21 protein-coding genes are annotated in these 25982 nt (G+C 73.0%); 7 read left to right on the forward strand and 14 right to left on the reverse strand.

Annotated elements, in window-relative coordinates; genetic code table 11:
• Window positions 1-528: 528 nt before the first annotated feature.
• The 10 genes from tyrS to argC form a co-directional block, all read right to left on the reverse strand.
• A complete protein-coding gene (tyrS, locus tag SM418_RS29685) occupies window positions 529-1809 on the reverse strand; it encodes a tyrosine--tRNA ligase (protein ID WP_371944349.1) in 1281 nt (426 codons plus the stop codon).
• 174 nt (window positions 1810-1983) lie between these two features.
• A complete protein-coding gene (locus tag SM418_RS29690; protein ID WP_371944350.1) occupies window positions 1984-2619 on the reverse strand; it encodes a DNA-3-methyladenine glycosylase in 636 nt (211 codons plus the stop codon).
• Between the two features lie 83 nt (window positions 2620-2702).
• The gene (gene argH, locus SM418_RS29695) at window positions 2703-4121 is read right to left on the reverse strand and encodes an argininosuccinate lyase (protein WP_371944351.1); all 1419 of its coding nucleotides are present in this window, start codon (window positions 4119-4121) and stop codon (window positions 2703-2705) included.
• A 145-nt stretch (window positions 4122-4266) separates the two neighbouring features.
• A complete protein-coding gene (locus tag SM418_RS29700) occupies window positions 4267-5469 on the reverse strand; it encodes an argininosuccinate synthase (protein ID WP_371944352.1) in 1203 nt (400 codons plus the stop codon).
• Window positions 5470-5533: 64 nt separating this feature from the next.
• Window positions 5534-6037 carry an arginine repressor gene (locus SM418_RS29705; RefSeq protein ID WP_371944476.1) on the reverse strand — a complete coding sequence of 168 codons (504 nt, stop codon included), beginning with the start codon at window positions 6035-6037 and terminating at the stop codon, window positions 5534-5536.
• 8 nt (window positions 6038-6045) lie between these two features.
• A complete protein-coding gene (gene argF / locus SM418_RS29710; RefSeq protein ID WP_371944353.1) occupies window positions 6046-6963 on the reverse strand; it encodes an ornithine carbamoyltransferase in 918 nt (305 codons plus the stop codon).
• 2 nt (window positions 6964-6965) lie between these two features.
• Entirely contained in the window at window positions 6966-8159 is a 1194-nt protein-coding gene (locus tag SM418_RS29715) for an acetylornithine transaminase (protein ID WP_371944354.1), read from the reverse strand.
• On the reverse strand, window positions 8156-9094 hold the full coding sequence (argB, locus tag SM418_RS29720) for an acetylglutamate kinase (protein WP_371944355.1): 939 nt from the start codon (window positions 9092-9094) through the stop codon (window positions 8156-8158). Before argB ends, SM418_RS29715 begins: the two co-directional genes overlap by 4 nt.
• On the reverse strand, window positions 9091-10248 hold the full coding sequence (argJ, locus tag SM418_RS29725) for a bifunctional glutamate N-acetyltransferase/amino-acid acetyltransferase ArgJ (protein WP_371944356.1): 1158 nt from the start codon (window positions 10246-10248) through the stop codon (window positions 9091-9093). The genes argB and argJ overlap by 4 nt, the downstream gene beginning before the upstream one ends.
• Window positions 10245-11273: an N-acetyl-gamma-glutamyl-phosphate reductase gene (argC, locus tag SM418_RS29730; protein WP_371944357.1), complete on the reverse strand. Its 1029-nt coding sequence runs from the start codon at window positions 11271-11273 to the stop codon at window positions 10245-10247. The genes argJ and argC overlap by 4 nt, the downstream gene beginning before the upstream one ends.
• Before the next feature lie 236 nt (window positions 11274-11509).
• Here argC and SM418_RS29735 point away from each other — a divergent pair, with 236 nt between their 5' ends.
• The 3 genes from SM418_RS29735 to SM418_RS29745 are packed head-to-tail and all read left to right on the forward strand — an operon-like array spanning window position 11510 to window position 13820.
• The gene (locus SM418_RS29735) at window positions 11510-12004 is read left to right on the forward strand and encodes a MarR family transcriptional regulator (protein WP_371944358.1); all 495 of its coding nucleotides are present in this window, start codon (window positions 11510-11512) and stop codon (window positions 12002-12004) included.
• Window positions 12001-12969: an ABC transporter ATP-binding protein gene (locus SM418_RS29740; protein ID WP_371944359.1), complete on the forward strand. Its 969-nt coding sequence runs from the start codon at window positions 12001-12003 to the stop codon at window positions 12967-12969. Before SM418_RS29735 ends, SM418_RS29740 begins: the two co-directional genes overlap by 4 nt.
• Window positions 12966-13820 (forward strand): ABC transporter permease, encoded by an 855-nt coding sequence (locus SM418_RS29745; RefSeq protein WP_371944360.1) that lies wholly within the window; start codon window positions 12966-12968, stop codon window positions 13818-13820. The genes SM418_RS29740 and SM418_RS29745 overlap by 4 nt, the downstream gene beginning before the upstream one ends.
• A gap of 419 nt (window positions 13821-14239) precedes the next feature.
• Here the strand turns inward: SM418_RS29745 and SM418_RS29750 are convergent, their stop codons facing one another.
• A complete protein-coding gene (locus SM418_RS29750; RefSeq protein WP_371944477.1) occupies window positions 14240-14974 on the reverse strand; it encodes a DUF7873 family protein in 735 nt (244 codons plus the stop codon).
• A gap of 70 nt (window positions 14975-15044) precedes the next feature.
• Window positions 15045-16664 carry an ABC-F family ATP-binding cassette domain-containing protein gene (locus SM418_RS29755; RefSeq protein ID WP_371944361.1) on the reverse strand — a complete coding sequence of 540 codons (1620 nt, stop codon included), beginning with the start codon at window positions 16662-16664 and terminating at the stop codon, window positions 15045-15047.
• A gap of 295 nt (window positions 16665-16959) precedes the next feature.
• Here SM418_RS29755 and SM418_RS29760 point away from each other — a divergent pair, with 295 nt between their 5' ends.
• The 4 genes from SM418_RS29760 (at window position 16960) to SM418_RS29775 (ending at window position 22296) form a co-directional block, all read left to right on the forward strand.
• On the forward strand, window positions 16960-19692 hold the full coding sequence (locus SM418_RS29760; protein ID WP_371944362.1) for an ATP-binding protein: 2733 nt from the start codon (window positions 16960-16962) through the stop codon (window positions 19690-19692).
• A gap of 95 nt (window positions 19693-19787) precedes the next feature.
• Window positions 19788-20735: an ABC transporter ATP-binding protein gene (locus SM418_RS29765; protein WP_371944363.1), complete on the forward strand. Its 948-nt coding sequence runs from the start codon at window positions 19788-19790 to the stop codon at window positions 20733-20735.
• Entirely contained in the window at window positions 20732-21505 is a 774-nt protein-coding gene (locus SM418_RS29770) for an ABC transporter permease (protein ID WP_371944364.1), read from the forward strand. The genes SM418_RS29765 and SM418_RS29770 overlap by 4 nt, the downstream gene beginning before the upstream one ends.
• Window positions 21502-22296, forward strand: a complete 795-nt coding sequence (locus SM418_RS29775) for an ABC transporter permease (protein WP_371944365.1) — start codon at window positions 21502-21504, stop codon at window positions 22294-22296. Before SM418_RS29770 ends, SM418_RS29775 begins: the two co-directional genes overlap by 4 nt.
• A 51-nt stretch (window positions 22297-22347) precedes the next feature.
• On the opposite strand, the gene pheT is transcribed toward SM418_RS29775, so the two are convergent.
• Together pheT and pheS are read right to left on the reverse strand one after the other, a co-directional pair.
• The gene (gene pheT / locus SM418_RS29780) at window positions 22348-24855 is read right to left on the reverse strand and encodes a phenylalanine--tRNA ligase subunit beta (RefSeq protein ID WP_371944366.1); all 2508 of its coding nucleotides are present in this window, start codon (window positions 24853-24855) and stop codon (window positions 22348-22350) included.
• Entirely contained in the window at window positions 24855-25964 is a 1110-nt protein-coding gene (gene pheS, locus SM418_RS29785; RefSeq protein WP_371944367.1) for a phenylalanine--tRNA ligase subunit alpha, read from the reverse strand. Before pheS ends, pheT begins: the two co-directional genes overlap by 1 nt.
• Between the last annotated feature and the right edge of the window lie 18 nt (window positions 25965-25982).

A 25982-nucleotide genomic window follows, 5' to 3' on the forward strand; every position in this document is an offset into this window, starting at 1 on the left:
TCAAAGAAACCCCGACCATCCCGAAAGACGGCCACGGGGCGACCCGACCCCAACAAGGGCCGAGCCGATAAAGGCACTGGCTTTTAACACGCTGTTGAGTTCTCAAGAAACGGACACCCACCGTGCCGAACCCCTGCTCACGCAGACCCGGCTCCGGGGCAACCCTTCAAGCTTACCCGATTCGCCCCGTTTGTCCAACCTTGGGGCGATTCGGCCTCCGCGTCCCAATCGTCGGAGACGTGACACGTCACCATCGAGATGGTCTGCAGAGGGTCCCCGTCGGGGCCGGCCGCCTGTTCGGCGTCCCGCTCCCCCGTGGGGCGAGTAGAACATTAGGTCCACCCGCCGGGGGCGTCAAATCGACCGTCCGCGGGCACGTTTCCCCAGTTCACATGCTGTTTTCAGGACTTTAACCATGCCCCGGACGGGGGCCTCGTAACCGCACTGTGACGTGTATCTACCGAAATTTTGCCCGCATCATGCCGACCGCCCGCCCGTGTCGGTCCGGGCGGGCGGTGTCGGGACGTTTCAGGAGGCGGCCGCCACCTCGATGCCGCCCACGTTGCGCTTGCCGCGTCGCAGGACGAGGAAGCGGCCGTGGAGCAGGTCGCCCGCCGCGGGCACGGCGTCCTCCGACTCGACCTTGGCGTTGTTGAGGTAGGCGCCGCCCTGGGCGATGGCGCGGCGGGCCTCCGACTTGCTCTTGCACAGGCCGGACTCCGCCAGGAGGTCCACGACGGTCGGCAGGTCGCCGGGCGGCACCTCGGCGCGGGGTACCTCGGCCAGCGCCGCCCTCAGCGTCCGCTCGTCCAACTCCTCCAGAGAACCCTGCCCGAACAGGGCTCGGGAGGCGGCCACGACACGGGCCGTCTCGTCGGCGCCGTGGACGAGCGTGGTCAGCTCCTCGGCGAGCGCCCGCTGCGGGGCACGCGCAGCGGGACGGTCGGCGCCCTGCTTCACCAGGTCCTCGATCTCCTCGCGGGGACGGAAGCTGAAGAACTTCAGGAACTTCTCCACGTCCCGGTCATCGGCGTTGATCCAGAACTGGAAGAACGCGTACGGCGAGGTCAGCTCCGGGTCGAGCCAGTAGGTCTCGCCGCCGGCGGTCTTCCCGAACTTGGAGCCGTCGGCCTTGGTGAGGAGCGGCGTGGTCAGCGCGTGCGCGATGCCGCCCTCCGCGCGGCGGATCAGGTCGACCCCCGCGGTGAGGTTGCCCCACTGGTCGCTCCCGCCCGTCTGCAGCAGGCAGCCGTACCGCCGGTACAGCTCCAGGAAGTCCATCGACTGGAGCAGGACGTAGCTGAACTCGGTGTAGCTGATGCCGGTCGAGTCGAGCCGGGCCTTGACCGTCTCCCGGGCGAGCATCCGGTTGACCGGGAAGTGCTTGCCGATGTCGCGCAGGAACTCGATGGCGGACATGGGGCCCGTCCAGTCGAGATTGCTGACCATGGTGGCGCCGGTCGGTCCCTCGTGGAAGTCGAGGTACTTCGACACCTGGCCGCGGACCCGCTCGACCCAGCCCGCGACGGTCTCCGCCGAGTTCAGGACGCGTTCGGCGCTCTTGCCGCTCGGGTCGCCGATCAGGCCGGTGGCGCCGCCGACGAGGCCGATGGGCCGGTGACCGGCCTGCTGGAAGCGCCGCAGCGTCAGGATCTGGATGAGGTTGCCGAGGTGCAGCGACGGCGCCGTCGGGTCGAAGCCGCAATAGAGCGTGACCGGTCCCGCGGCGAGCAGGGCCCGCAGTTCGTCCAGGTCGGTGGACTGCGCGATCAGGCCGCGCCACGCGAGATCATCCAGGATGTCGGTCACGGTCTCCCTCGTCTCCGGCTTGCTTTCCGTTCGCCCACCAGGCTGCACCAGCGGGCGCGTGTCATGCCAACGATATTCAACGGCCGCCCGCGAGGTGATCCGTAGCCCGGACTGGGCGGCGGCGCGGACGCGGCAACGTCCGCCGCGGCGCCCGCCGCCGGCGGGCCGCAGAGGTCACTCGTCGGCGGTGATCTTCTTGCGCCGCCTCAGGACGTGCGGGCGGTACGGGGACACGGTCGGGTCGCCGTCGATCCAGAACCGCCACGGCACCTCCTTGGCGCCGTTCACGCCGGTTCGCGGCCCGTTGCGGATCAGCGCGGGGTCCGCGGCCTCGCCCCTGAGGACGGTCATCTCCCCGCCGGGCGTGCACACGTCCAGCCCGTTCTGCTCCCGGACGACCCCGAGGGCCTGGCAGAGTCGGGCCGGGCCGCGCGCCAGGTCCCGGACGGTCGAGCGGGGACGGCGCGTCCGGGCCATGTCCTCCCCCGCGATGATCTCGCCCGCGCGGAGCAGCACCGCCATGGACGTCCCGTCCGGGCCGCAGACCAGGTTCATGCAGAAGTGCATGCCGTAGGTGAAGTACACGTAGACGTGCCCGGGAGGCCCGAACATGACCGCGTTGCGCCGCGTCCGCCCCCGGTAGGCGTGGGAGGCGGGGTCCAGCGGGCCCGCGTAGGCCTCCACCTCCGTCAGCCGGGCGGCCACATCCCCCTCCGCGGTGCGGTGGGTGATCACGTGCCCCAGCAGCGAAGGCGCGACCTCGTCGACCGGACGATCGAAGAAGTCACGTGGCAGCAGCTCTCCGTCCATCGCCTCACCGTGGTCTAGGGGGTCCGCCGGGACGCGCCCAGCCTAGGGGCGTCCCGGCGTCGACGGACCCGGCCCGGGCCGGGTCAGGCGTCGGAGCCGGACGCCCAGGCGGCGTGCTCGTTGACCAGCGTGCGCAGCTCGCCGATCTGCTCGCGGACGCGGTCGGGCGCGGTCCCCCCGTACGCCTTCCGCGACGCGAGGGCGCCCTGGACGTTCAGCACTTCGCGGACGTCCGGCGTGAGGTGCGGCGAGACCTTCCCGAGTTCCTCGTCGGTGAGGTCGTCGAAGTCCTTGTCGTTGACCTGGCACCAGACCACGAGGTGGCCGACGACCTCGTGCGCGTCGCGGAACGCCACGCCGCGCCGGACGAGCAGTTCGGCGAGGTCGGTGGCGAGGGCGAAACCGTCCGGGGCGAGGGCCTCCAGCCGCTCGGTGTTGACCCGCATCGTCGCGATGAGCCCGGACATGGCGGGCAGGACGAGCAGCAGCGTCTCGACGGCGTCGAACGCGCCCTCCTTGTCCTCCTGGAGGTCGCGGTTGTAGGTGAGCGGCAGCCCCTTGAGCGTGGTGAGCAGGCCGACGAGGTGGCCGATGAGGCGGCCCGCCTTGCCGCGCGCCAGCTCCGCGACGTCGGGGTTCTTCTTCTGCGGCATGATCGACGACCCCGTGGCGTAGGTGTCGTCCATCTCGATCCAGCGGAACTCCTGCGACGCCCAGAGGCAGATCTCCTCGCCGAGGCGCGACAGGTGGACGCCCGCGAGCGCCGCGGCGAACAGGAACTCGGCGACGAAGTCGCGGTCGGCGACGGCGTCCATGGAGTTGGGCGCGGCGGCGTCGAAGCCGAGCTCGTCGGCGGTCGCCTGCGGGTCGAGCGGCAGCGAGGACCCGGCGAGGGCGCCGGAGCCGAGCGGGGAGACCGCGGCGCGCCGGTCCCAGTCGCGCAGGCGCGCGATGTCGCGGGTGAGCGGCTGGACGTGCGCGAGGAGCTGGTGGGAGAACAGCACGGGCTGGGCGTGCTGCAGGTGCGTCATGCCGGGCGCGGCGACGCCGAGGTTGTGCTCGGCCTGCGCGATCAGCGCGGTCTCCAGCTCGACGAGCCGGGACACGACCTGGCGGGCGTGGTCGCGCAGGTACAGGCGCAGGTCGGTGGCGACCTGGTCGTTGCGGCTGCGGCCGGCGCGCAGCTTGCCGCCGAGGGCGCCGAGCCGCTCCAGCAGGCCGCGCTCCAGGGCGGTGTGGACGTCCTCGTCGGCGACCGTGGGCCGGAACTCGCCGGACCGGCACGCCTCCTCCAGGTCGTCCAGGGCGCCGATCATGCGTTCCAGCTCGTCGCCCGTGAGCAGCCCCGCCCGGTGGAGGACGCGGGCGTGCGCGCGCGAGCCCATCAGGTCGTAGGGGGCGAGCCGCCAGTCGAACTGGACGCTCACCGAGAGCCGCGCGAGCGCGTCCGACGGGCCGCCTTCGAACCGGCCGCCCCACAGCCGCGTCGGTGCCTTCGTCACGAAAAATCCTCTTCCCACCGCTGATCGTTTGTCGTCACCACGCCGTCCCACCGCGCGCGGGGACACCCTTGGGCGGCCTTTGCGCGCGCGGTGGGACGTCCGCCACAGGGTACGGCGAAACCGCCGGGCCCCGTGGACCGAGCCGTCACCCCTCCAGGTCGCGCTCCCGCTTGGCGGCGATCTTGCTGGGCAGGCTCCACAGCTCGACGAAGCCCTTGGCGAGGCTCTGGTCGAACGTGTCGCCGGTGTCGTAGGTGGCGAGGTCGTAGCTGTAGAGCGACGCGGCGCTGCGCCGGCCGGTGACGACGGCGCGCCCGCCGTGCAGGGTCAGCCGGACGTCGCCCGACACGTGCTTCTGGGCGTCGGCGATGAACGCGTCCAGGGACTCCTTGAGCGGCGAGAACCACAGGCCGTCGTAGACCAGCTCGCCCCACCGCTGGTCGACGGACCGCTTGAAGCGGGCGAGGTCGCGCTCGACGGTGACGTTCTCCAGCTCCATGTGCGCGGCCATCAGCGCGATCGCGGCCGGAGCCTCGTAGACCTCGCGGCTCTTGATGCCGACGAGCCGGTCCTCGACCATGTCGATCCGTCCGACGCCCTGGGCGCCGGCGCGCCGGTTCAGCTCGGCGACGACCTGGTACGGGGTCAGCTGGCGGCCGTCGAGCGCGACGGGCACGCCGGAGGCGAACGTGATGACGACCTCGTCGGCCTCGCGCGGCTCGGCGGGGTCGGCGGTGTAGTCGTAGACGTCCTCGATGGGGCCGTTCCAGATGTCCTCCAGGAACCCCGTCTCGACGGCCCGGCCCCACAGGTTCTGGTCGATGGAGTACGGCGACTTCGCCGACACGTCGATCGGCAGGCCCTTCTCCTCGGCGAACGCGATGGCCTTGTCCCGCGTCCAGGCGAAGTCGCGGGCGGGCGCGATGACCTTGAGGTCGGGGTTGAGGGCGGACAGGCCGGCCTCGAAGCGGACCTGGTCGTTGCCCTTGCCGGTGCAGCCGTGCGAGACGGTGGTGCCGCCGAACTCCTTCGCGGCCGACACCAGGTGCTTGACGATCAGCGGCCGGGACAGCGCGGACACCAGCGGGTAGCGGTCCATGTAGAGGGCGTTGGCCTGCATGGCGGGGACGCAGAAGTCCGCGGCGAACTCCTCCTTGGCGTCCACGACGACGGCCTCGGCGGCGCCGCAGGCGAGGGCCCGCTTGCGGATGGTGTCGAGGTCCTCGCCGCCCTGGCCGACGTCGACGGCCACCGCGATGACCTCCCCGCCGGTCTGCTCGGCGAGGTAGGGGATGGCGACGGAGGTGTCCAGGCCCCCGGAGTACGCGAGTACGACGCGCTCGCTCATGGTCATTGTCTCCTGTGCGAAGTGTTCGGATTCGGAAGGCTGGGATGGGGGCCGCGCGCGGCCCCTAGCTTCGTCGTTCGCGCCCGCCGGTCAGCCTGAGGAGCGCTTGCGCGACGTCCTCCCCGCCGCTTGGGTCGCGGGAGATCACGAGGATCGAGTCGTCGCCCGCGACGGTCCCGAGGATGGTCGGCCATTCGGCGTGGTCGATCGCCGAGGCCAGGTACTGCGCGGCCCCGGGCGGGGTCCGCACCATGACCAGGTTGGCCGACGCCTCGGCCGAGACGAGCAGCTCCGCGGCGAGCCGGGAGAGCCGTCCGGTGAAGGTCTCGGCGGCCCCGGTGCGGGCCCGCCGGATCCGCTCGCCGCCCTCTCCGGGGACGGCGTAGATCAGGCTGCCGTCGTCGGCGCGCAGCTTCACCGCGCCGATCTCGACCAGGTCGCGCGACAGCGTGGCCTGGGTGACCTCGACGCCGTCGTCGCCGAGGAGCTTCGCGAGCTCGCCCTGCGAGTGGACGGGGTGCCGGGTCAGCAGCTCGATCACCCGGGCGTGCCGGGCGGCCTTGGTCATGGGGGTGGTCACCGGGAGCGCTCCAGCAGCCAGACGAGCAGCGCCTTCTGGGCGTGCAGCCGGTTCTCGGCCTCGTCCCACACCCGGCTCTGGGGGCCGTCCAGGACGGAGGCGGCGATCTCCTTGCCGCGGTAGGCGGGCAGGCAGTGCAGGACGATCGCGGCCGGGTCGGCGAGCGCGAGCAGCTCCTCGTCGACGGCGTAGGGCTCGTAGAGCGAGGTGTCCTTGCCGTCCTGGCCCATCGACACCCAGGTGTCGGTGGCGAGGACGTCGGCTCCGGCGGCGGCCCCGGCGGCGTCGTCGGTGACGGTCACGGACCCGCCGGTCGCGGCGGCGATCTCGGTGGCGCGGGCCACGACGGCCGGGTCGGGCGGGAGGGACGCGGGCGCGCCGACGCGGACGTGCATCCCGGCGGTGGCGCAGCCGAGCAGGTAGGAGTGCGCCATGTTGTTGGCGCCGTCGCCGAAGTAGGCGAGGGTGACGCCGGCGAGGTCGCCCTTGGCCTCCCGGACGGTCTGCAGGTCCGCGAGGATCTGGCAGGGGTGGAACTCGTCGGTGAGGGCGTTGACGACCGGGACGGTGGTGCCGGCGGCCATCTCGTCGATGCGCTCCTGCCCGGCCGTCCGCCACACGATGGCGCTGACCTGGCGTTCCAGGACGCGCGCGGTGTCGGCGATGGTCTCGCCGCGGCCGAGCTGGCTCGTTCCCGCGTCCATGATGAGGGGGTTCCCGCCGAGTTCGGCGATGCCCACAGTGAAGGAGAGCCGGGTCCGGGTGGACGGCTTGTCGAACAGGACGGCGACCGACTGCGGGCCTTCGAGCGGCCGGTGGCCGAACCGGTCCTTCTTGACCTTCGCGGCGAGGTCGAGGACCTCGGCCTGCTCGGCGGGGGCGAGGTCGTCGTCCCGGAGGAAGTGCCTGGTCATGATCAATCCTCCGTCTCGGGGGAGGCGGCGTCGAGGGCGGCGGGGATCGCGCCGGTGAACTCCCGCGCCTCCTCGGCGGTCAGGATCAGCGGCGGCGCGATCCGCAGCGCGGCCGGCTGCACCGCGTTGATCAGGAAGCCGGCGTCGCGGGCGGCGGCCTCCACGGCGGGGGCGTGCGGCCCGGTGAGGACGGCGGCGCGCCACAGCCCGCGGCCCCGCACGCCGGCGAGCAGCGGGTGGTCGACGGCCTCGAGCCCGGCGGCCAGGATGTCCCCCACCGCGACGGCGTTGGCGAGGAGGCCGTCCTTCTCGATGGTGCCGAGGACGGCGAGGGCGGCGGCGGCGCTGACCGGGTTGCCGCCGAACGTGCTGCCGTGGTCGCCCTTCGCGAACAGCTCGCCGTGCGCGCCGAACGCGACGCACGCGCCGATCGGCAGTCCCCCGCCGAGGCCCTTGGCGAGGGTGATGACGTCCGGTCTGGCGTTCTCGTGCTCGAACGCGAACCAGGTGCCGGTGCGGCCGATCGCGGACTGGATCTCGTCGGCGACGAGCAGCGCGCCGGTCGCGTCGCAGATCTCCCGGGCGGCCTTGAAGTAGCCGTCCGGCGGCGGAACGACCCCGGCCTCGCCCTGGGTGGGCTCCAGGAAGACCGCGGCGCAGTCCCCGTCCACCGCGGCCTTCAGCGCGTCGGCGTCACCGTAGGGGACGAACCGGACATCGATGGCGAACGGCCCGAACGGCTCGCGGATCGACGCCTTGCCGGTCAGCGACAGCGCCCCCATGGTCCGGCCGTGGAACCCGTTCTCCGCCGCGACGAAGTACGGCCTGCCGTTCGCCTTCCCGTACTTGACGGCGAGCTTCAGCGCGCACTCGTTCGCCTCGGTGCCGCTGTTGCTGAGGAACACCCTGCCGTCGCCGCCGAGCAGCTCGCGCAGCCGCTCGGCGAGCAGCACCTCGGGCTCGTGCAGGAACAGGTTGGACGTGTGCGCCAGCGTCGCGACCTGCGACGACACCGCCTCGACGAGGGCCGGATGCCCGTGCCCGAGCGAGCTGACCGCGATCCCGGCGATCAGGTCGAGGTACTCGCGGCCGTCGGTGTCCCAGACCCGGCAGCCCTCGCCGCGCGCCAGCGCCACCGGCGGCACGCCATAGTTCGGCATGAACGCGGCCTCGAACCGTTCCCGGAGCCCGCTCACGCCGTCACCTCAACCGGGTCGCCCGGGGGGCTGGGCAGCACCATCGTTCCGATCCCTTCGTCGGTGAAGATCTCCAGCAGCAGCGAGTGCAGGACGCGGCCGTCCAGCACGTGGGCCTGCGGGACGCCGCCGCGCACGGCCGTCAGGCAGGCCTCCATCTTCGGCACCATCCCGGCCGACAGGCTCGGCAGCAGGGCGGCCAGCTCGTCGGTGCCGAGGCTGTCGATCACGTCGTCGCTGTCCGGCCAGTTCGCGTAGAGGCCGTCGACGTCGGTGAGGACGACGAGCTTCGCCGCGTCCAGCGCGACGGCCAGCGCGGCGGCGGCCGTGTCGGCGTTGACGTTGTAGACCTGGCCGTCGTCGCCCCGCGCGATGCTGGAGATGACCGGGACGCGGCCGTCGTCCAGCAGCGCCCGGACGGCCCCGACCTGCACCTCGACGATCTCGCCGACCTGGCCGATGTCGACCGGCTCGCCGTCCACGATCGCCTGCTTGCGCTCGGCGGTGAGCAGGTTCGCGTCCTCGCCGGACATGCCGAGCGCGAACGGCCCGTGCCGGTTGATGAGGCCGACGACGTCGCGCTGCACCTGCCCGGTCAGCACCATCCGGACGACCTCCATGGCCTCCGGCGTGGTGACCCGCAGCCCGGCTGTGAACGTCGAGTCGATGCCGTTGCGGGCGAGCGCCGCGTTGATCTGCGGGCCGCCGCCGTGCACGATCACCGGCTTCAGCCCGGCGTAGCGCAGGAACACGATGTCCTCGGCGAACGAGTGCCGCAGCTCCTCGTCGCTCATCGCGTGCCCGCCGTACTTGATCACGACGGTCTTGCCGTGGAACCGCTCCAGCCACGGCAGCGCCTTGATGAGCGTCTCGGCCTTGGACAGCACGCCCGCCCGGTTGCCGCGGATCTCCGCGCCGCTGGTGATCGCGCTCATGTCGAGTACGCCGAGTTCTCGTGGACGTAGTCGGCCGTGAGGTCGGTCGTCCAGACGGTGGCGCTGTGCGGGCCCGCCGACAGGTCGACGGTGATCGTCACGTCGCGGGGCCGCAGGTCGACCTTGTCGCGGTCGTCGCCGACCGAGCCGTTCCGGCACACCCACACGCCGTTGATCGCGACGCTGAGGTGGTCCGGCTCGAACACCGCGTCGGTGGTGCCGACCGCCGACAGCACCCGGCCCCAGTTCGGGTCCTCGCCGTGGATCGCGCACTTGAGCAGGTTGTTGCGGGCGATGGAGCGCCCGACGGTGACCGCGTCGTCCTCGGCCGCGGCGCCGACGACCTCGATCGCGATGGCCTTGGACGCGCCCTCGGCGTCCACGAGCAGCTGCCGGGTGAGGTCGCCGCACACCTCGGTGAGCAGCGCGGTGAACTCCTCCTCGTCCGGGACGGTCTCCGCCGCGCCGGAGGCCAGCAGCAGGACCGCGTCGTTGGTGGACATGCAGCCGTCGGAGTCGAGCCGGTCGAGGGTGACGCCGGTGGCCGCGCGCAGCGCCCGGTCCAGCGTCGGCGCCGGCAGGTCGGCGTCGGTCGTGATCACGCAGAGCATCGTCGCCAGGGACGGGGCGAGCATGCCCGCGCCCTTCGCCATCGCGCCGATCATGTAGCCGCCGGCGCCCTGCCGGAAGGAGATCTTGGCGACGGTGTCGGTGGTGCGGATGGCGTCGGCGGCGGCGAGGCCGCCGTCACCGCGCGACAACTCGGCGGCGGCCTTGCCGACGCCGGGCAGCAGCAGGTCCATGGGGAGCCGCTCGCCGATCAGCCCGGTCGAGCAGACGGCGATCTCGCCGGCGGAGTCGTCCAGCAGCTCGGCGGCCGCCTCCGCGGTGGCGTGGGTGTCCTGGAAGCCCGGCGCGCCGGTGCAGGCGTTGGCGCCGCCGGCGTTGAGCACGACCGCGCGGACGCGGCCGCCCTTGAGGACCTGCTCCGACCACAGGACGGGCGCGGCCTTCACGCGGTTGCGGGTGAAGACGCCGGCCGCCGCGCGGGACGGCCCGTCGTTGACGACGAGGGCCACGTCTCGGGTCCCGCTGTCCTTGAGTCCGGCGACGACGCCGGCGGCGCGGAAACCCTGGGGGGCGGTGACGCTCAAGGGGACACTCCGATCGTGGTCAGCCCGAGTTCTTCCGGGAGGCCGAGGGCGATGTTGGCGCTCTGGACCGCGCCGCCCGCGGTGCCCTTGGCGAGGTTGTCGACGGCGGCGACCACGACGATGCGGCCGGCCGCCTCGTCCAGGGCCGTCTGGAGGAGGACGGTGTTGGCGCCGAGCGTCATGGACGTGGCGGGCCACCGGTCCTCGGGCAGCAGGCCGACGAACGGCTCGCCGGAGTACGCCTTCTCGTAGGCGGCGCGGAGCGTCGCGGCGGTCACGCCGGGGCGGGCCTTGGCCGTGCAGGTGGCGAGGATGCCGCGGCTCATCGGCGCGAGCGTCGGGGTGAAGGAGACCGTGACCGGCTCCCCCGCGACCCTGCTCAGGTTCTGCACCATCTCCGGCGTATGCCTATGCGTCCCGCCGGCCGCGTACGCGCTCACCGAGCCCATGACCTCGCTGCCGAGCAGGTGCGGCTTGAGGGCCCGTCCGGCGCCCGAGGTGCCGGACGCGGCGACCACGACGACGTCGGGTTCGGCGAGTCCTGCGGCGAACGCCGGGAACAGCGCCAGCGACACGGCGGTCGGGTAGCAGCCGGGCACCGCGACCCGCTTGGCGCCGCGCAACGCGTCCCGGTGGCCGGGCAGCTCCGGGAGCCCGTAGGGCCAGGCGCCCGCGTGGGGCGTCCCGTAGAAGGCCTCCCAGGCGGCCGCGTCGGCGAGCCGGTGGTCGGCGCCGCAGTCGATGACCAGCGCGTCCTCGCCGAGCCGGGCGGCGAGCGGCCCGGACTGGCCGTGCGGCAGCGCCAGGAACACGACGTCGTGGCCGGCCAGGGTCTCCGGGGTGGTCTCGGCCAGGACGCGCCCGGCCAGGGATCGCAGGTGGGGCTGGTGCGCGCCCAGCTCGGTGCCCGCGTTGGAGCCCGCCGTCAGCGCGCCGATCTCGAACTCTGGATGTCCCGCCAGGATGCGCAGCAGCTCGCCGCCCGCGTACCCGCTGGCGCCGGCGACCGCCGTCCGGATTCCCATCTCCCCTGCCCTCTCGAAGACAACAGGCAAAAGTATGCATGACACTGGATGGCTATCCAACTCTGGGACCGTCTTTTCTCACCCAGTGAGATGAGCGCCACGCTGCGACCCCTCCCGCATTCGTCAACCGCAGTTGACATCCGGGCACTGTCAACCTACGTTGACATCATGGATCCGAGAGTATTTAGAGGTCTAAAGATTTGCTAGCTAAAGATGAGACCTCTAATATCGTCGCCATGGAGAACCTCGGCATCGGCGACCTCAAGCCCTTCGGGACCATGGAGGAGTGGCCGGTCGGCAGGCTCTTCGCCGCGGCCTCGCGCCTGTCGGGTCCCGTCGTGTGGCGGATCGTCGAGAAGCACGGCATCAGCCCGGCCGGGTTCTTCCTGCTGCGCCTGCTCATCGTCGAGGACGGCCTGCGTCCCGGCGAGGCCGCCAAGCGGCTGCACGTCACCCCCGCCACGGTCACCTCGGTGGCCGACACGCTGGAGCGCAACGGCCACGTGCGGCGCGAGCGCTCCTACCGCGACCGGCGCGGCGTGATGCTGCGCATCACCGACTCCGGCCGCCGGCTGCTCGCCGAGAAGGCCGGACCCATCGGCCGGGACCTCGGCCGCCTCTACGCCGTGGACGCGGCCGACGAGGAGGCCGTCCGGCGGTTCCTGCTCAACATGATCAAGCGGTTCGAGAACTACCCCCACGAAGAGGAAGCGGAGGGAGACGGCGCATGACCGAATCCCCGCAAGCCGCCGTTCGCACGGTCGATCTGCGGAAGACCTATCCCGCGTCCGGGCCGCGTCCCGCGGTGCCCGCCGTGCAGGGCGTCGACCTGGACGTCCCGCGCGGCGAGTTCTTCGGGCTGCTCGGCCCGAACGGCGCCGGCAAGTCCACCACCATCGGCATGCTCACCACGCTGGTCGTCCCCACGGGCGGCAGCGCGCGCGTGTCGGGCCTCGACGTCGTGAAGGACGCCGTCGAGATCAAGCGGCGCATCGGCGTCGTGTCGCAGAACAACACCCTGGACAGCGACCTCACCGTCGCCGAGAACCTGGAGTTCCGGGGCCGGTACTTCGGGCTCGGCGCCCGCGACGCCCGCCGCCGCGCCGCCGAGCTGCTGGAGTTGTTCGGGCTCACCGAGCAACGCGGCGGCAACCCCTTCGAGATCTCCGGCGGGCAGGCCAAGCGGGTGATGATCTGCCGGGCCCTCATGCACGGGCCCGAGGTGCTGTTCCTGGACGAGCCGACCGCCGGCCTCGACCCGCAGACCCGCACCAATCTGTGGGAGGTGCTGCGCGGGCTCCAGGCGGCGGGGCAGACGATCCTCCTCACCACGCACTACATGGAGGAGGCCGAGGCGCTCTGCGACCGGGTCGCGGTCGTCGACCACGGCAAGATCCTGGCCAGCGGCACGGTGGACCAGCTGAAGGCCGGCGCCGGCGCCGACACCGTCATCACCGTCACCTACGACGCCGCGGCGCCGAAGGAGATCAAGAAGCTCGCCGACCGGGACGGCATCAGCAAGGTCGAGGTGAACGACGGCCAGGTCCGCGTCTTCGCCGCCGAGCCGGACGGCATCCTCGGCGAGCTCGTCACGATCGGCTCGTCCGCCGGAGTCGGCGTCACCGACGCCACCCAGCTCCGTCCGAGCCTGGAGACCGTCTTCCTCACCCTCACCGGAAGGGACTATCGCGAATGAGCGCCTCCACCGCGGCCCCGGCCGTCCTGGCCCCGCCGCCGCCGGCGCGGGCGACGATCCCGCGCACGTTCGCCGCGATGATGGCGCGCGAGGCGCGGGTCATGCGCAAGAACTTCCTGTCGACGTTCACCCGGGTGCTGGTGCAGCCGGTGATGTTCGTGTTCGTGTTCGCCTACGTCCTGCCGAAGCTCGGCGGCGGCGCGATGGCGGGCGGGCCGGGCGGGCCGGCGTTCTCCACCATCCTCGTGCCGGGCCTCGTCGGCTCGTCCATCATCATGCAGGCGATGATGGCGGTGATCTTCCCGCTGATGATGGAGCTGACCTGGCAGAAGTCGATCACCGACCGGGCGCTGGCGCCGGTGCCGATCCCGCTGCTGGCCGCGCAGAAGATCATCGCGGCGGCGGCGCAGGGGCTGATCGGCGGGCTGCTGGTCTTCCCCGCGGTGCTGTTCATCCACGCCGACGGCCAGGCGCCCGAGGTGCACGTGGACAACTGGCCGGTGCTGATCCTGGTGATGGTGGCCGGGTCGCTGCTGGCCGCCGCGGGCGGCCTGCTGCTCGGTACGATCATGAACCCGCAGAAGGTCCAGGTCCTGTTCGCGATGGTGCTGCTGCCGATGACCATGCTCGGCTGCGTGTACTACCCGTGGTCGGCGCTGGACGGCATCCGCTGGCTGCAGATCCTCAGCCTGTTCAACCCCCTCGTCTACGTCAGCGAGGGGCTGCGGAGCGCGCTCACCCCAGACATCCCGCACATGCCGGAGTGGGCCTTCCTGCTGGCCATCGTCGGCGGGACGGTCCTGCTCACCTGGGCGGCGACCCGCACCTTCACCAAGCGCGTCCTCACCTGAACCGCGCGTGAGCGGGGCCCGGGGGTTTTGCCATCCCCCGGGCCCCTGTGGTTACCGCCCACTTCGCACGCCGATGTCGGGTGGACGCGGATCATCCTTGTCGTCTCCGGCGCGTTACCGTTACGCCATCGCCCCACGAGCGGAGCGAGCCGGATTCGAACCGGCATGCCCGGAGCGTCGTCCACGTCCGCGCGACCGGCGATCGGCGGTGAATGCTGAGCCTGGAGCGAGAATCTGAGGTTGAGCGGGCGGCTGCCTCTACCTGTTGGGCCACCCCGGCACGGGTGCCGGGGGCGGGATTCGAACCCGCACTGAACGCTCACCCTGGTCAGCTTCGGCTTCGGCTTCAGCTTGCGCTCCTCGCGCACCCCCCGCGCGGCGGCGGGGGGATCCTATTGAGTTGTCACGGGCGTTCCGGCTCAGCCGAAGATGTAGCCGAACACGGCGTCACCGACGCGCTGGTCGGTCACCTCGGCGCCGTTGCCCTCCTCCCGCGCGAACTTCACGGCGTCCCGCAGCTTCTCGACGCGGTCGAGCAGCTCGTTGACGCGCCTCGCCGGCAGCGAGCCGGAGAACTTGACCGTCGTCCAGTGGCCGACGGCGATGTCCTCGTAGTAGACCTCGACCTGGGCCGGGTGCTTCTCGGTCGCCTCCGCCTTGACGTGGTTGCGCGGCACCTTCTTCGTCTTCACCGTGCGGACGGGCTCGGTGCGCCACACGTCGGTGGACGGGTCGAAGGTCCACGTCTCCGCCGCGTCCAGGATCGGCAGCTTGCGCAGGAAGGCGTGCAGCTCGGTCAGCTGCTTCTCCAGGAACAGCAGGTAGGTGACCGGCACGTCGCGCAGCAGCGTCGTGCCGTCCACGGTCACGTCGGCGCGGGCGACGCAGTTCGCCCAGTCCTTGGTGGCGGTGACGTCGAACAGCCGCGTGAGCGAGCGCGTCACGTCGCGCAGCACGCCCTCCACCGTGACCTGGACGCGGGTGGACTCGGCGGGCAGCTGCTCGCCGTCCTCGTCCTTCGGCTGGTAGGTCCGCGAGATGCCCGACAGCAGCGGGGCCTTCTGGGTCGACTGGTGGGCCGCCGCCAGGTCCTGGACGGACTTGCTCTTCACGCCCTTCTCGACCGCGATGATCTGGTTGAGCTTCGTCGGCATCTCGTTCACTTCCCCTCGATCGCGAGTACGACCGTAACAGCGGAGATATCGCAAGATCACCACATTTTCGCTACTCCACCGGCTCGGTCTCGCTGAGACCGGCGGCGCGGTCCATGCGCAGCCAGCGGGTGATGGCGAGAGTGCGCAGGAACGGCGGGTCGTGGCTGACCACGATCAGCGCGCCCTCGTAGGCGGCGAGGGCCTGCGCGAGCTGCGCGGCGCTGGCCATGTCGAGGTTGTTGGTCGGCTCGTCGAGGAGCAGCAGCTTCGGCGCGGGCTCGGCGAGCAGCAGCGACGCGAGGACCGCCCGGAACCGCTCCCCGCCCGACAGCGTCCCGGCGCGCTGCTCGGCCCGCGCGCCCCGCAGCAGGAACCGCGCGAGCCCGGCCCTGATGTCGCCGACCTGGGCCGACGGCGCCTGGGCCCGGACGTTGTCGATGACGCTCAGGTCGTCGTCGAGGACGTCCAGGCGCTGCGGCAGGTAGCGGACGCCGTCCACGCCGATCCTGACGGACGTTCCCTCCGGGACGCGCTCGCCGGTCAGCGCCCGCAGGAACGTCGTCTTGCCGGACCCGTTCGGGCCGGTCAGGGCGATCCGCTCCGGGCCCCGGACGATCAGTTCGGTGAGCGTGCCGGGTTCCGGCTCGGGTGCGGTCAGGCCGGTCACGGTGAGGACCGTGCGTCCGGCCGGGACGCGGGTCGCCGGCAGCTCGACGCGGATCTCGGCGTCCCCGCGGACGCCCTCCTCGGCCTCGGTGAGCCGCGTCCGGGCGTCGGCGAGCCGCTCCTCGTGCATGATGCGGTGCTTGCCGGCCGACTCCTGCGCCGCCCGCTTGCGGTTCCCCATGACGATCTTCGGCTCGCGCTTGCTCTCGGACATCTTCCTGCCGTACCGCTGGCGGCGGGCCAGCTTGACGTGGGCCTCCTCCAGTTCGCGTTTCTGCCGGCGAAGGTCGGTCTCGGCCGCCCTGACCGTCCTCTCCGCGGCCTCCTTCTCGACGGCGAGCAGGTCCTCGTAGGCGGACAGGTTGCCGCCGAACGTCCGGACCGCGCCGTCGCGCAGGTCGGCGATCTCGTCGACGCGGTCGAGCAGTTCCCGGTCGTGGCTGACCACGACGAGCACGCCCGTCCAGGACGCGACGGCGTCGTGGAGGCGGCGCCGCGCGTCCAGGTCGAGGTTGTTGGTGGGCTCGTCCAGGAGCAGGACGGCCGGACGGGCGAGGAACTGCGCCGCGAGCCCGACCATGACGGCCTCGCCGCCCGAGAGGGTCGCGACGGTCCGGTCCAGGCCGAGGTGGTCGAGGCCGAGCCGGTCGAGTTCGGCACGGGCGCGCTCCTCGACGTCCCAGCCGTCCCCGACGGCCGTGAAGTTCTCCTCGGTGGCCTCGCCCCGCTCGATGGCGTGCAGCGCGGCGCGGGTCGCGCTGATGCCGAGCAGGTCCGAGACGGTGGCCGCACCGTCCAGGACGAGGTTCTGCGGCAGGTAGCCGATCTCCCCGTCGACGGTGACCGTGCCCGACGCGGGCCGCAGCTCACCGGCGATGATCTTGAGCAGGGTGGACTTGCCGGAGCCGTTGACACCGATCAGCCCGGTCCGGCCTGTCCCGAACGCGGCGTCGAGCCCGTCCAGGACGACGGTGCCGTCCGCCCAGGCGAAGGACAGGTCCGAGCACACGATGGCGAAAGACATGTAAGGCGGTCTCCATGGGTTGCGAGCGGTTTCGGGGCTGCATGGAGACACCGCGGGATCGCGCGACGCGCCGGTGGGCACGAAAAAGCCCGGCGGGACGAGGGTCCACTCTGAGGTCACGTGCGCGGGCCGGTGACGGCACTACGCGCGGTGTCGGACCTCAGATCCTCAATGGACTCCCCTGCCGGGCGACAATGTGGCGCCAGCGAGGTTACCCGAGCACCTATCGCGACGCAAGTCGTGATAACGGATTTTCCGGTGGATCCTCACCGGGCCGCCCGGCATGCTGGACCGAATGGGTACCGTCAGCCCCGTCTTCGCCGGGCGCACCGCCGAACTGGCCGCGTTGCGCGGGGCCCACGCGCGGGCGTGCGCCGGAGAGCCCGCCGCCGTGCTCGTCGGCGGCGAGGCCGGCGGCGGCAAGACACGCCTGGTCGGCGAATTCACCCGCGGCCTGCGGACGCTGACCGGCGGCTGCCTCGACCTCGGCGCGGCGAGCCTGCCGTACGCCCCGTTCAGCGCGATCCTGCGGCGCCTCGGCCGGGACGCGGTCACCTCGCTCATGCCCGCGTCCAGCCTGCCGGAACTGGCCCGGCTGATGCCCGCCCTGACCGCCGCGCCACCGCCGCCCGACGACGGCACCGGCCAGCTGCGGCTGTTCGAGCACGTCCTGACGCTGATCGAGCGGTCCGGCGCGTCCGCACCGCTCACCCTGGTGATCGAGGACGCGCACTGGGCCGACCGCTCCACCCGCGACCTGCTGTCGTTCCTGTTCCGCAACCCTCCGCGCGCCGGAGTGCTGCCGGTCGTCACCTTCCGTCCCGAGGAGCCCGGCGCCCGGCCGCTGCTCGCCGAGCTGGCCCGCCTCCCCCATGTGACCCGCCTGGACCTGCCGCCCCTCACCCTGACCGAGGTGGCCGACCAGGTGCGCGGCATCCTCGGGGCCGCCGACCCGGCGCTGGTCCGCGACGCTCACACGCGCGCGGGCGGCAACCCGCTGTTCGTCGAGGCGCTCGTCGCGAGCCCGGACGAGACGGTCTCCCGGTCCCTGCGCGACCTGCTCCTCGCGCGCGTCCAGCGCCTGCCCGGGCGGTCCCGCACGGTGCTGGAGGCGGCGAGCGCCGCCGGCGACCGGGTGGGGCACGGGCTGCTGGCGGCGGTGACCGGCCTGCCCGACCCCGCGCTGAGCGAGGCGCTGCGCCCCGCCGTCGCCCACGGCCTTCTCGTCCCGGACGGGGACGGGTACGCGTTCCGCCACGCGCTCATCCGCGAGGCCGTCCACGAGGACCTGCTGCCCGGCGAACGCTCCGCCCTCCATCGCCGTTACGCCGAGGCCATCGAGCGGTCACCGGGACTCAGTGACGCGCCGGCGAGTGCGCTGGCCGTCCACTGGCAGGGCTGCGGGGACCATGCGAGGGCGCTGGCCGCCGCGTGGTCGGCCGCAGCCGAGCGGCACGCGGCCACCGCGTACGCCGAACAGCTCACACTGCTGGAACGCGTCCTGGACCTGTGGCCCAGCGTGCCCGCCGCCGCCACCGTGACCGGGGCCTCCCGGTGCCGGGTGCTGGAGTCCGCGGCGGGCGTCGCCGGGATGGCCGGCGACCCGGGCCGCGGGCTGCCCCTCGTCCAGCGGGCGATGGCAGAGGGAGGGGACGACCGCGGCCGCGCCGCGCGGCTGATGGCGCTCAGGGCCACGATGCGGGGATTCCAGGGCCGAGAGGACGAACTGGACGACCTGCGCGAGGCCGAGCGCCTCGCCGCGGCCCCGTCACCGGAGCGCGTCCAGGTGCTCTCACAGCTGAGTTCCCGCCTCCTCGTCTACGGAGAGCACGACGAGGGGGCAAGGCTCGGCCGGGAGGCGATCGAACTGGCGCGCGGGCTCGGTCTCGCGAGCGCGATCCCCCCGCTGGAGGCCGTCGTGGCCGCCGCCACGGCGCGGGACGGCGAGGGCGACCTGGCCCCGCTCGAACGGGTCCGGCACCGGGACCTCGACGCGTGGATGCGCGTCCGTACGATCAACACGCTGGCGCACTGCCACCTGAACCGGGGCGACGGCGACCGCGCGCTGGCGCTCGCGGCCGACGGGCTCGCCGCCGCGGAGGACACCGGGGTCGCCTGCAGTGCGGGGCTGCCCCTCGCGGTCAACCTGGTCGAGGCGCTGTACCGGCTCGGCCGCTGGGACGAGGCCGCGGAGGAGATCCAGCGGTCCCTGGACCGGCACCACACGTCCGCCTTCCGCGTCCAGATGACGATCTGGCGGATCGCCCTGCTGGCCGCCCGGGGCGGCGGCGCGGAGCCCGATCCGGAGGTGCTCGCGCTCCCGCTGGACACCGGGTTCCCGCAGACCGTGCTTCCGCTCGCGCAGATGATCATCGAGTGGCGGCTCGCGGAGGAGGACCGTCCGGCGGCCCGCGCCACCGTGGACGCCGTCCTGCGGCACCCGCGGCTCACCGTGCAGCCCTGCCACCTGTGGCCGCTGCTGGAGGCCGCGGCCCGGGCCGGCGGCCCGCGCCTTCCCGAGATCGCCCGGCTCGCCGCGCGGCTGCCGGCCGCGACGCCGCCGGCGGCCGCGCACAAGGCGGCCGTGACCGCGCTGGCCGGCGGCCCCGCCGGCTGGGACACCGCCATCACGACGTGGGAGAAGCTGGCGCAGACGTACTCGCTCGCGCGGGCGCTGTTCGACGCGGCCTGCGCCGACCTCGCGGCCGGGAACCGCGCCGCGGCCGCCGCCCGGCTCGATCGCGCCGCCGGGATCGCCGACCGGCTCGGCGCCGCCCCGCTGGCGCGCCGGATCTCCGAACGCGCGCGGCGCGCCGGGCTGGCCGGGCCGTCCGGCGGGCCGCTGACCGCCCGCGAGTCGGAGGTGATGCGGCTGCTGGCGCGGGGTCGCTCCAACCGGGAGATCGCCGAGGAACTGGTCATCTCCCCCAAGACCGCCAGCGTCCACGTCTCCAACATCCTCGCCAAACTCGGCGTCGGCTCGCGCGGCGAGGCCGTCGCCGCCGCCCGCGACCGCGGCCTTGCCTAAGAGACCGGCCTAGGAGACCGGCCTAGGAGACCGGCCGAGGAGATAGGCCGCCGCCTTATGGCTCCGGCCCCCTCCTTACGGCGACGGTCGAAGGCATGGAAGCCGCCGTGGACACCACAGGGCTGCGCCGCGTCTACAAGCGCGGCCGCCAAGAGCCCGTCGTCGCCCTGGACGACCTGACCCTGGCCGTCGAACAGAACGAGATCCACGGGCTGCTCGGGCCGAACGGGGCGGGCAAGACCACCCTCGTCAAGATCCTTTCCACCGTGCTGCTGCCGTCGGGCGGGTCGGCGCGGATCCTCGGCCACGACGTCGTGGCCGACACGCGGGCCGTCCGGTCGCGGGTCGGGCTGGTCCTCGGCGGCGACCGCGGCCTCTACGACCGGCTGTCCGCCCGCCGCAACCTGCTCTTCTGGGGCGCGCTCTACAGGCTCGACTCCCGGACGACCCGGACCCGCGCCGACGCGCTGCTGGAACGGGTCGGCCTCGCCGACCGCGCCGACGACCGCGTGGAGCGGTTCTCGCGCGGGATGCGGCAGCGGCTGCACCTCGCGCGGGGGCTGCTGCACGAGCCTCGGGTGCTGTTCCTGGACGAGCCGACGTCCGGGCTCGACCCGGTCGCGGCCGGGGCCTTCCGGCGGCTCGTCCTCGACCTGCGTGCGGAAGGCCGCACGTTCCTGCTGGCCACGCACGACATGGACGAGGCCGCGGCGCTCTGCGACCGGGTGACGCTCATCGACGGCGGCCGGATGGTGCTGACCGGCGACACCGCACGCGTCGGGCGGTTCCTCGGCGACCGCGAGTGCGTCGACTTCACCCATCCCGACCCGGCGCCCGCCGAAGCCCTGGCGCTGCTGCCGGGCGTGACCGACGTCGAGCATCGGGACGGAACGGCGTGGCGCGTCCACACGGCCGACCGGGACGGCGCCCGCCGCGTCCTCGCCTGGCTGCTGGACCGCGACGTCCTCACCGCCCGGCGCGGCGAGCCGACCCTCGAAGAGGTCTACCTGCGCACGATCGGCGACCGGGGGATGCGCGTATGAGCACGCTCCGCGTGATGTGGCAGGCGGTCCTGCTGCAGCTGGCGCTGTCGAGGCGCGGGCCGGAGCACGCGCTCATCCTGCTGATCGCGCCCATGCAGACGACGACCATGCTGGCGCTGACCCTCACGGCGCACCGCCCCGACGTCGTGGCGAACGCCGTCCTGGCGCCGGGCCTGATCGGGCTCTGGGTCGCCGCGCTCGACTACGCCGGGCGCATCGTCCCCGAGGACCGCTGGGCCGGACGGTTCTCCCCGATGGTCGCGGCCCCCGTCCCGCTCGCCCCGGTCGTGGCCGGACGGGTCGCGATGGTGGCGCTGGTCGGCGCGGCGGCGTTCGCGGAGTCGTGGCTGGTGGCGGCCCTCGGGTTCGGCCGGGTGCTGGCGATCGCCGACCCCGCGCTGTTCGCGGTCGCGGTCGCGGCCACCTGCCTCGCGACCGTCGGAACGGCGACGCTGCTGTCGGCGGTGCTCGCGGTGTCGCGGGCGCGGGACGTCCTGCAGAACTCCCTCGGCTACCCCTTCTACATCCTCGGCGGGATCCTCGTCCCCGTCGCGGCGCTGCCCGGCTGGTTGCATCCCCTCAGCCGGGTGGTGTTCCTGTCATGGAGCGCGGAGCTGCTGCGCGGCGCCGTGCGCGGCGACGCGCACGGCCGGCCCGGGTCGGTCGCGGCGATCCTCGGGCTGGGCGCGGCGGCGATGGCGGCGGGCCTGTGGCTGACGCGGCGCTACGTGAACCGATCCCGCCGCGAGGGGACGGTGGAGTTCGCATGAGGCACCTGCTCCGGATCGTCCGGGAGTCGCTGATCCTCGGGTTCGCCGAGATGGGCGCCGTGTACACCTGGCGGACGTGGACGTTCGGATGGCTGGTGCGGCTGCTCTGCCAGGCCGCGTTCTACGCGCTGCTGGGCCGCTACGTCGGCGACGAGGCCACCATGCGGTACGTGCTGATCGGCAACGTCGTCGTGCTCGCCTGCATGGAGTCCACGATCGTGGTGATCTCGCTCGCCGGCGAGCGGCGCATGGGGACGCTTCCACTGCTGGCCATCGCCCCGTCCGGGCACCTGCCGGTGTATCTCGGGCGCGGGCTGCAGTGGACGGTGACCGGGCTGACCAGCTCGCTGGTCGCCTGGCTCGTCCTGCCCCCGCTGCTCGGCGTCCCGCTGCCGTGGCCGCGCGCCGCCTGCGCGTTCCCGGTCATCTTGCTCGTCCTCGCGAGCAGCTACGGGTACGGGTGCGCCCTCGCGGGCATCGCGCTGCGGACGCGCGGCGTCGAATGGCTGGTGCTCAACGCCGCCTACGGGATCGTGATGACGTTCGGCGGCGTGAACGTCCCGGTCGACGTCTGGCCCGCACCGCTGGAGTTCGCGGCGCAAGCGCTGCCGGTCGTGCACGGGCTGCAGGCGGTGCGCGGGATCTTGGACGGCGCGTCCCCCGGCCACGTCATGCGCCTGCTCGGGACCGAGGCGCTGGTCGGGGCCTGCTGGTACGCGGTGGCGGCGCTGTCGATGGACCGGCTCGTGACCGCCGGCCGCCGCGACGGGAGCCTCGGCTACGCGGGCTGAAACAAGGACGTGCCCCGGACCGGGGGCCCGGGACACGTGCACGCTCCGCGGTCAGACGCCGCGCAGGACGGCTCCGGCGCGGTCGGACGCGGCCGCCACCGCGGCGTCACGAGCCTGCGACGCCTCCTCGGCGGTCAGCGTCCGGTCCGGGGCGCGGAACCGCAGCGAGTACGCGAGGGACTTGCGCCCCTCCCCCACCTGCTCGCCGGTGTAGACGTCGAACAGGCGGATCGCCTCCAGCAGGTCCCCGGCGCCGTCGCGGAGCGCCGATTCGACCTCGGCGGCGGGCACCGCGGAGTCGACGACGAGCGCGACATCCTGCGTCGCGACCGGGTAGGACGACACGTGCGGCGCGCGGACGGAGACCGGCTCGCCCAGGCGGCGCAGCTCCAGCTCCATCGCGCACGTCCGGGCCGGCAGCCCGTACGCCTTGGTGACGCGCGGGTGCAGCTCGCCCGCGTGGCCGACCAGGGTGTCGCCCGCGTAGAGCGCGGCGCAGCGACCGGGGTGCCAGGGGGCGTGCTGGTCCGCCTTGACCGTCAGCTCCACGCCGGCCTCGCGGGCCACCGTGCGGCCGGCCTCGATCGCGTCCGCCCACAGCGCCGGACGGCCCTCGCCCCACCAGCCCGACGGCTCCCGCTCGCCCGACAGGACGACCGCGACGCGGTGCGGCTGGTCGGGCAGCGCCTCCTCCAGCGAAGCGATCTCCTCGGAGGTCGGGCCGCGGTCGACGGCGAGGCGCGGCGCGCGCTCCGGCGCGTCCGGACGGGGCCGGAACACCACGCCCAGCTCGAAGAGGGCGACGTCGCCGAAGCCGCGTCCCGCGTTCAGCGCCAGGACCTTCAGCAGGCCCGGCAGCAGCGTGGTCCGCAGCAGCGGCTCCTGCTCCGACATCGGGTTCGCCAGCCGCAGCGCCCGGCGGCGGGCGTCGTCGGCCGGGAGCTGGAGGCCGTCCAGGTCCTTCTCCGCGAGGAACGGGAACGCGAGGGCCTCGACGTAGCCGGCGCCCGCGAGCGCGCGGCCGACCCGGCGGCGCAGCCGCTGCCCGGTGGTCAGCCCCTTGCCCGCGCTGGGGCGGGGCGCCCTGGCCGGGATGTCCTCGTAGCCTTCGAGGCGGATGACCTCCTCGGCGAGGTCGTTCGGATCGGTCAGGTCGGGGCGCCAGGACGGCGGCGTGACCGTCAGGACGTCCTCGCCGGTCACCGCGCAGCCGACCTGCTCCAGCCGCCGGACGACCGCGTCCCGTCCGTACGCCACGCCCGCGACCTTGTCCGGGTGCCCGGCCGGCATCGTGACCGTGACCGGCGGGGCCGGCGCCTCGGCGTGCGTCACGCCCGGCACGATCTCCGCGCCGCCGAGCTCGGCGAGCATCCGCACGGCCCGGTACGAGGCGTACAGCGGCAGCTCGCGGTCGACGCCGCGCTCGAACCGGTGCGACGCCTCGCTGTGCAGCCGGTGCCGGCGGCTCATCCGGGCGGTGCCCATGGCGTCGAAATGCGCGGCCTCGACGACCATGTCGGCCGAGCGCTCGTCGATCTCGGTGGCCAGCCCGCCCATCGTGCCGGCCATCGAGATCGGACCCGACTCGTCGGTGATGAGGATGTCCTCGGGGTCGAGGGTCCGCTTGACGTGGTCGAGCGTCTCCAGCTTCTCGCCCGGCGCGGCACGCCGCACCACGATCGGGCCGGTGAGCTTGCCCCGGTCGAACGCGTGCAGCGGCTGCCCCAGCTCCAGCATGAGGTAGTTGGTGATGTCGACCGCGAGCGACACCGGGCGCATCCCGGCCCTGTGCAGGCGTACCTGCATCCAGATCGGGGTCTTCGCGTCCGGGTCGAAGCCGCGCACCTCCCGCAGGACGAACCGGTCGCAAGCGGTTGGATCGCCGATGCTCGCCGGGTAGGCCTCACCGCCCTCCACCGGACGGGCTCGGCCCGACGCCGTCCCTTCGGGGAGCTCCACGTCGGCCGGGTCCTTGAACGGCACCCCGTAGGCGGTGGCCGCCTCGCGGGCGAGGCCCCGGATCGACAGGGCGTAGCCGCGGTCGGGGGTGACGGCGATGTCGAGGACGTCGTCGCGCAGCCCGAGCAGCTCGATCGCGTCCGCGCCGACGGGCGTGCCGGGCGGCAGGACGAGGATGCCGCCGTGGTCGTCCCCGACGCCCAGTTCGCTGGCCGAGCAGATCATGCCCTCGGACATGCGGCCGTAGGTCTTGCGGGCGCCGATCTCGAACCCGCCGGGCAGCACGCCCCCGGGCAGGATCACCACGACACGGTCGCCGACGGCGAAGTTGGTGGCGCCGCACACGATGCTCTGCGGCGCGCCGGTGCCGTTGGCGTCGCCGACGTCGACCCGGCAGTGGCGGATCGGCTTCTTGAAGCCGGTCAGCTCCTCGATCGCCAGGACCTCGCCCACGACGAGCGGGCCGGTGATGTCGGCGCCCGCCTGCTCGACGGTCTCGACCTCCAGACCCGCCGCGATCAGCTCGGCGGCCAGCGCGCGGCCCGTGACGCCGGCCGGCAGCTCGGCGTACTCGCGCAGCCAGGAAAGCGGGGCCCGCATCAGATCTCCGTCCCGAACGGGAGGGTGAACCGGACGTCGCCCTCCACCATGTCGTACATGTCCTCGACGCCGTGCCGGAACATCAGCGTCCGCTCGACGCCCAGCCCGAACGCCCAGCCGCTGTAGCGGTCCGGGTCGACGCCGCAGGCCACCAGCACCCGCGGGTTGACCATGCCGCAGCCGCCCAGCTCGATCCAGCCCTCGGAGCTGCACGTCCGGCACGGGTCGGCGCCCGGCTCGGCGGACGCGCCCCGGCACACGAAGCACTGCATGTCCACCTCGGCGGACGGCTCGGTGAAGGGGAAGTACGACGGCCGGAACCGCGTCCTCAGCCCCTCGCCGAACATGCCGGTGACGAACGCGTCGATGCCGCCGCGCAGGTCGGCCATCGTCAGGCCCTCGTCGACCGCGAGGCCCTCCAGCTGGTGGAAGACGGGGCTGTGCGTGGCGTCCAGCTCGTCGGTGCGGAACGTGCGCCCCGGCGCCACCACGTACACCGGCAGCTCCCGGGACAGCAGCGACCGGATCTGCATCGGCGAGGTGTGCGTGCGCATCACCAGGCCGGACCCCTCCGACTCAACGAAGAAGGTGTCCTGCATGGTGCGGGCCGGGTGGTCGGGCAGGAAGTTCAGCGCGTCGAAGTTGTACCACTCCGCCTCGACCTCGGGGCCCTCGGAGACCTCGAAGCCCATGGAGACGAAGACGTCCACCATCCGCTCCTGCATCGTGGTCAGCGGGTGGCGGGCGCCGCGCGGAGCGCGGTCCCACGGGAGCGTGACGTCGACGGTCTCCTCGACGAGGACCCGCTGGTCGCGCTCCTCCTCCAGTTCGGCCTGGCGCTCCTTCAGCGCCTTGGACACCGCGCCCCGGGCGGCGCCGATGCGCTTTCCGGCGTCGGCGCGGGCGGCGGGCGGCAGCGCGCCGATCTCGCGGTTGGCGAGGGCCAGCGGGGAACGGTCGCCGGCGTGCGCGAGGCGGACCTGCTTCAGGGCGTCGAGGTCGGCGGCCGCGGCGATGGCCGCGAGCGCCTCGTCACGGGCCCGCTCCAGCTCCTCGGGCTGCAGCGCGGACACCTCGACGGGGTCATAGGACTTGTTGGGTGCAGACATGGTGGTGTGATCGACTCC

It is taken from the genome of Actinomadura chokoriensis (assembly GCF_041463665.1).
Taxonomy (GTDB): Bacteria; Actinomycetota; Actinomycetes; order Streptosporangiales; family Streptosporangiaceae; genus Spirillospora; species Spirillospora chokoriensis_A.

What these genes read in the sequence shown, in the direction of transcription:
- SM418_RS29690 (WP_371944350.1), bottom strand. Translation starts at nt 2,619, where the DNA reads ATGGACGGAGAGCTGCTGCCACGTGACTTCTTCGATCGTCCGGTCGAC.
- SM418_RS29745 (WP_371944360.1), top strand. Translation starts at nt 12,966, where the DNA reads ATGAGCGCCTCCACCGCGGCCCCGGCCGTCCTGGCCCCGCCGCCGCCG.
- SM418_RS29755 (WP_371944361.1), bottom strand. Translation starts at nt 16,664, where the DNA reads ATGTCTTTCGCCATCGTGTGCTCGGACCTGTCCTTCGCCTGGGCGGAC.
- SM418_RS29775 (WP_371944365.1), top strand. Translation starts at nt 21,502, where the DNA reads ATGAGGCACCTGCTCCGGATCGTCCGGGAGTCGCTGATCCTCGGGTTC.
- SM418_RS29750 (WP_371944477.1), bottom strand. Translation starts at nt 14,974, where the DNA reads ATGCCGACGAAGCTCAACCAGATCATCGCGGTCGAGAAGGGCGTGAAG.
- SM418_RS29740 (WP_371944359.1), top strand. Translation starts at nt 12,001, where the DNA reads ATGACCGAATCCCCGCAAGCCGCCGTTCGCACGGTCGATCTGCGGAAG.
- argC (WP_371944357.1), bottom strand. Translation starts at nt 11,273, where the DNA reads ATGGGAATCCGGACGGCGGTCGCCGGCGCCAGCGGGTACGCGGGCGGC.
- argB (WP_371944355.1), bottom strand. Translation starts at nt 9,094, where the DNA reads ATGAGCGCGATCACCAGCGGCGCGGAGATCCGCGGCAACCGGGCGGGC.
- SM418_RS29760 (WP_371944362.1), top strand. Translation starts at nt 16,960, where the DNA reads ATGGGTACCGTCAGCCCCGTCTTCGCCGGGCGCACCGCCGAACTGGCC.
- SM418_RS29705 (WP_371944476.1), bottom strand. Translation starts at nt 6,037, where the DNA reads ATGACCAAGGCCGCCCGGCACGCCCGGGTGATCGAGCTGCTGACCCGG.
- pheS (WP_371944367.1), bottom strand. Translation starts at nt 25,964, where the DNA reads ATGTCTGCACCCAACAAGTCCTATGACCCCGTCGAGGTGTCCGCGCTG.
- argF (WP_371944353.1), bottom strand. Translation starts at nt 6,963, where the DNA reads ATGACCAGGCACTTCCTCCGGGACGACGACCTCGCCCCCGCCGAGCAG.
- SM418_RS29735 (WP_371944358.1), top strand. Translation starts at nt 11,510, where the DNA reads ATGGAGAACCTCGGCATCGGCGACCTCAAGCCCTTCGGGACCATGGAG.
- SM418_RS29700 (WP_371944352.1), bottom strand. Translation starts at nt 5,469, where the DNA reads ATGAGCGAGCGCGTCGTACTCGCGTACTCCGGGGGCCTGGACACCTCC.
- SM418_RS29765 (WP_371944363.1), top strand. Translation starts at nt 19,788, where the DNA reads ATGGAAGCCGCCGTGGACACCACAGGGCTGCGCCGCGTCTACAAGCGC.
- pheT (WP_371944366.1), bottom strand. Translation starts at nt 24,855, where the DNA reads ATGCGGGCCCCGCTTTCCTGGCTGCGCGAGTACGCCGAGCTGCCGGCC.
- SM418_RS29770 (WP_371944364.1), top strand. Translation starts at nt 20,732, where the DNA reads ATGAGCACGCTCCGCGTGATGTGGCAGGCGGTCCTGCTGCAGCTGGCG.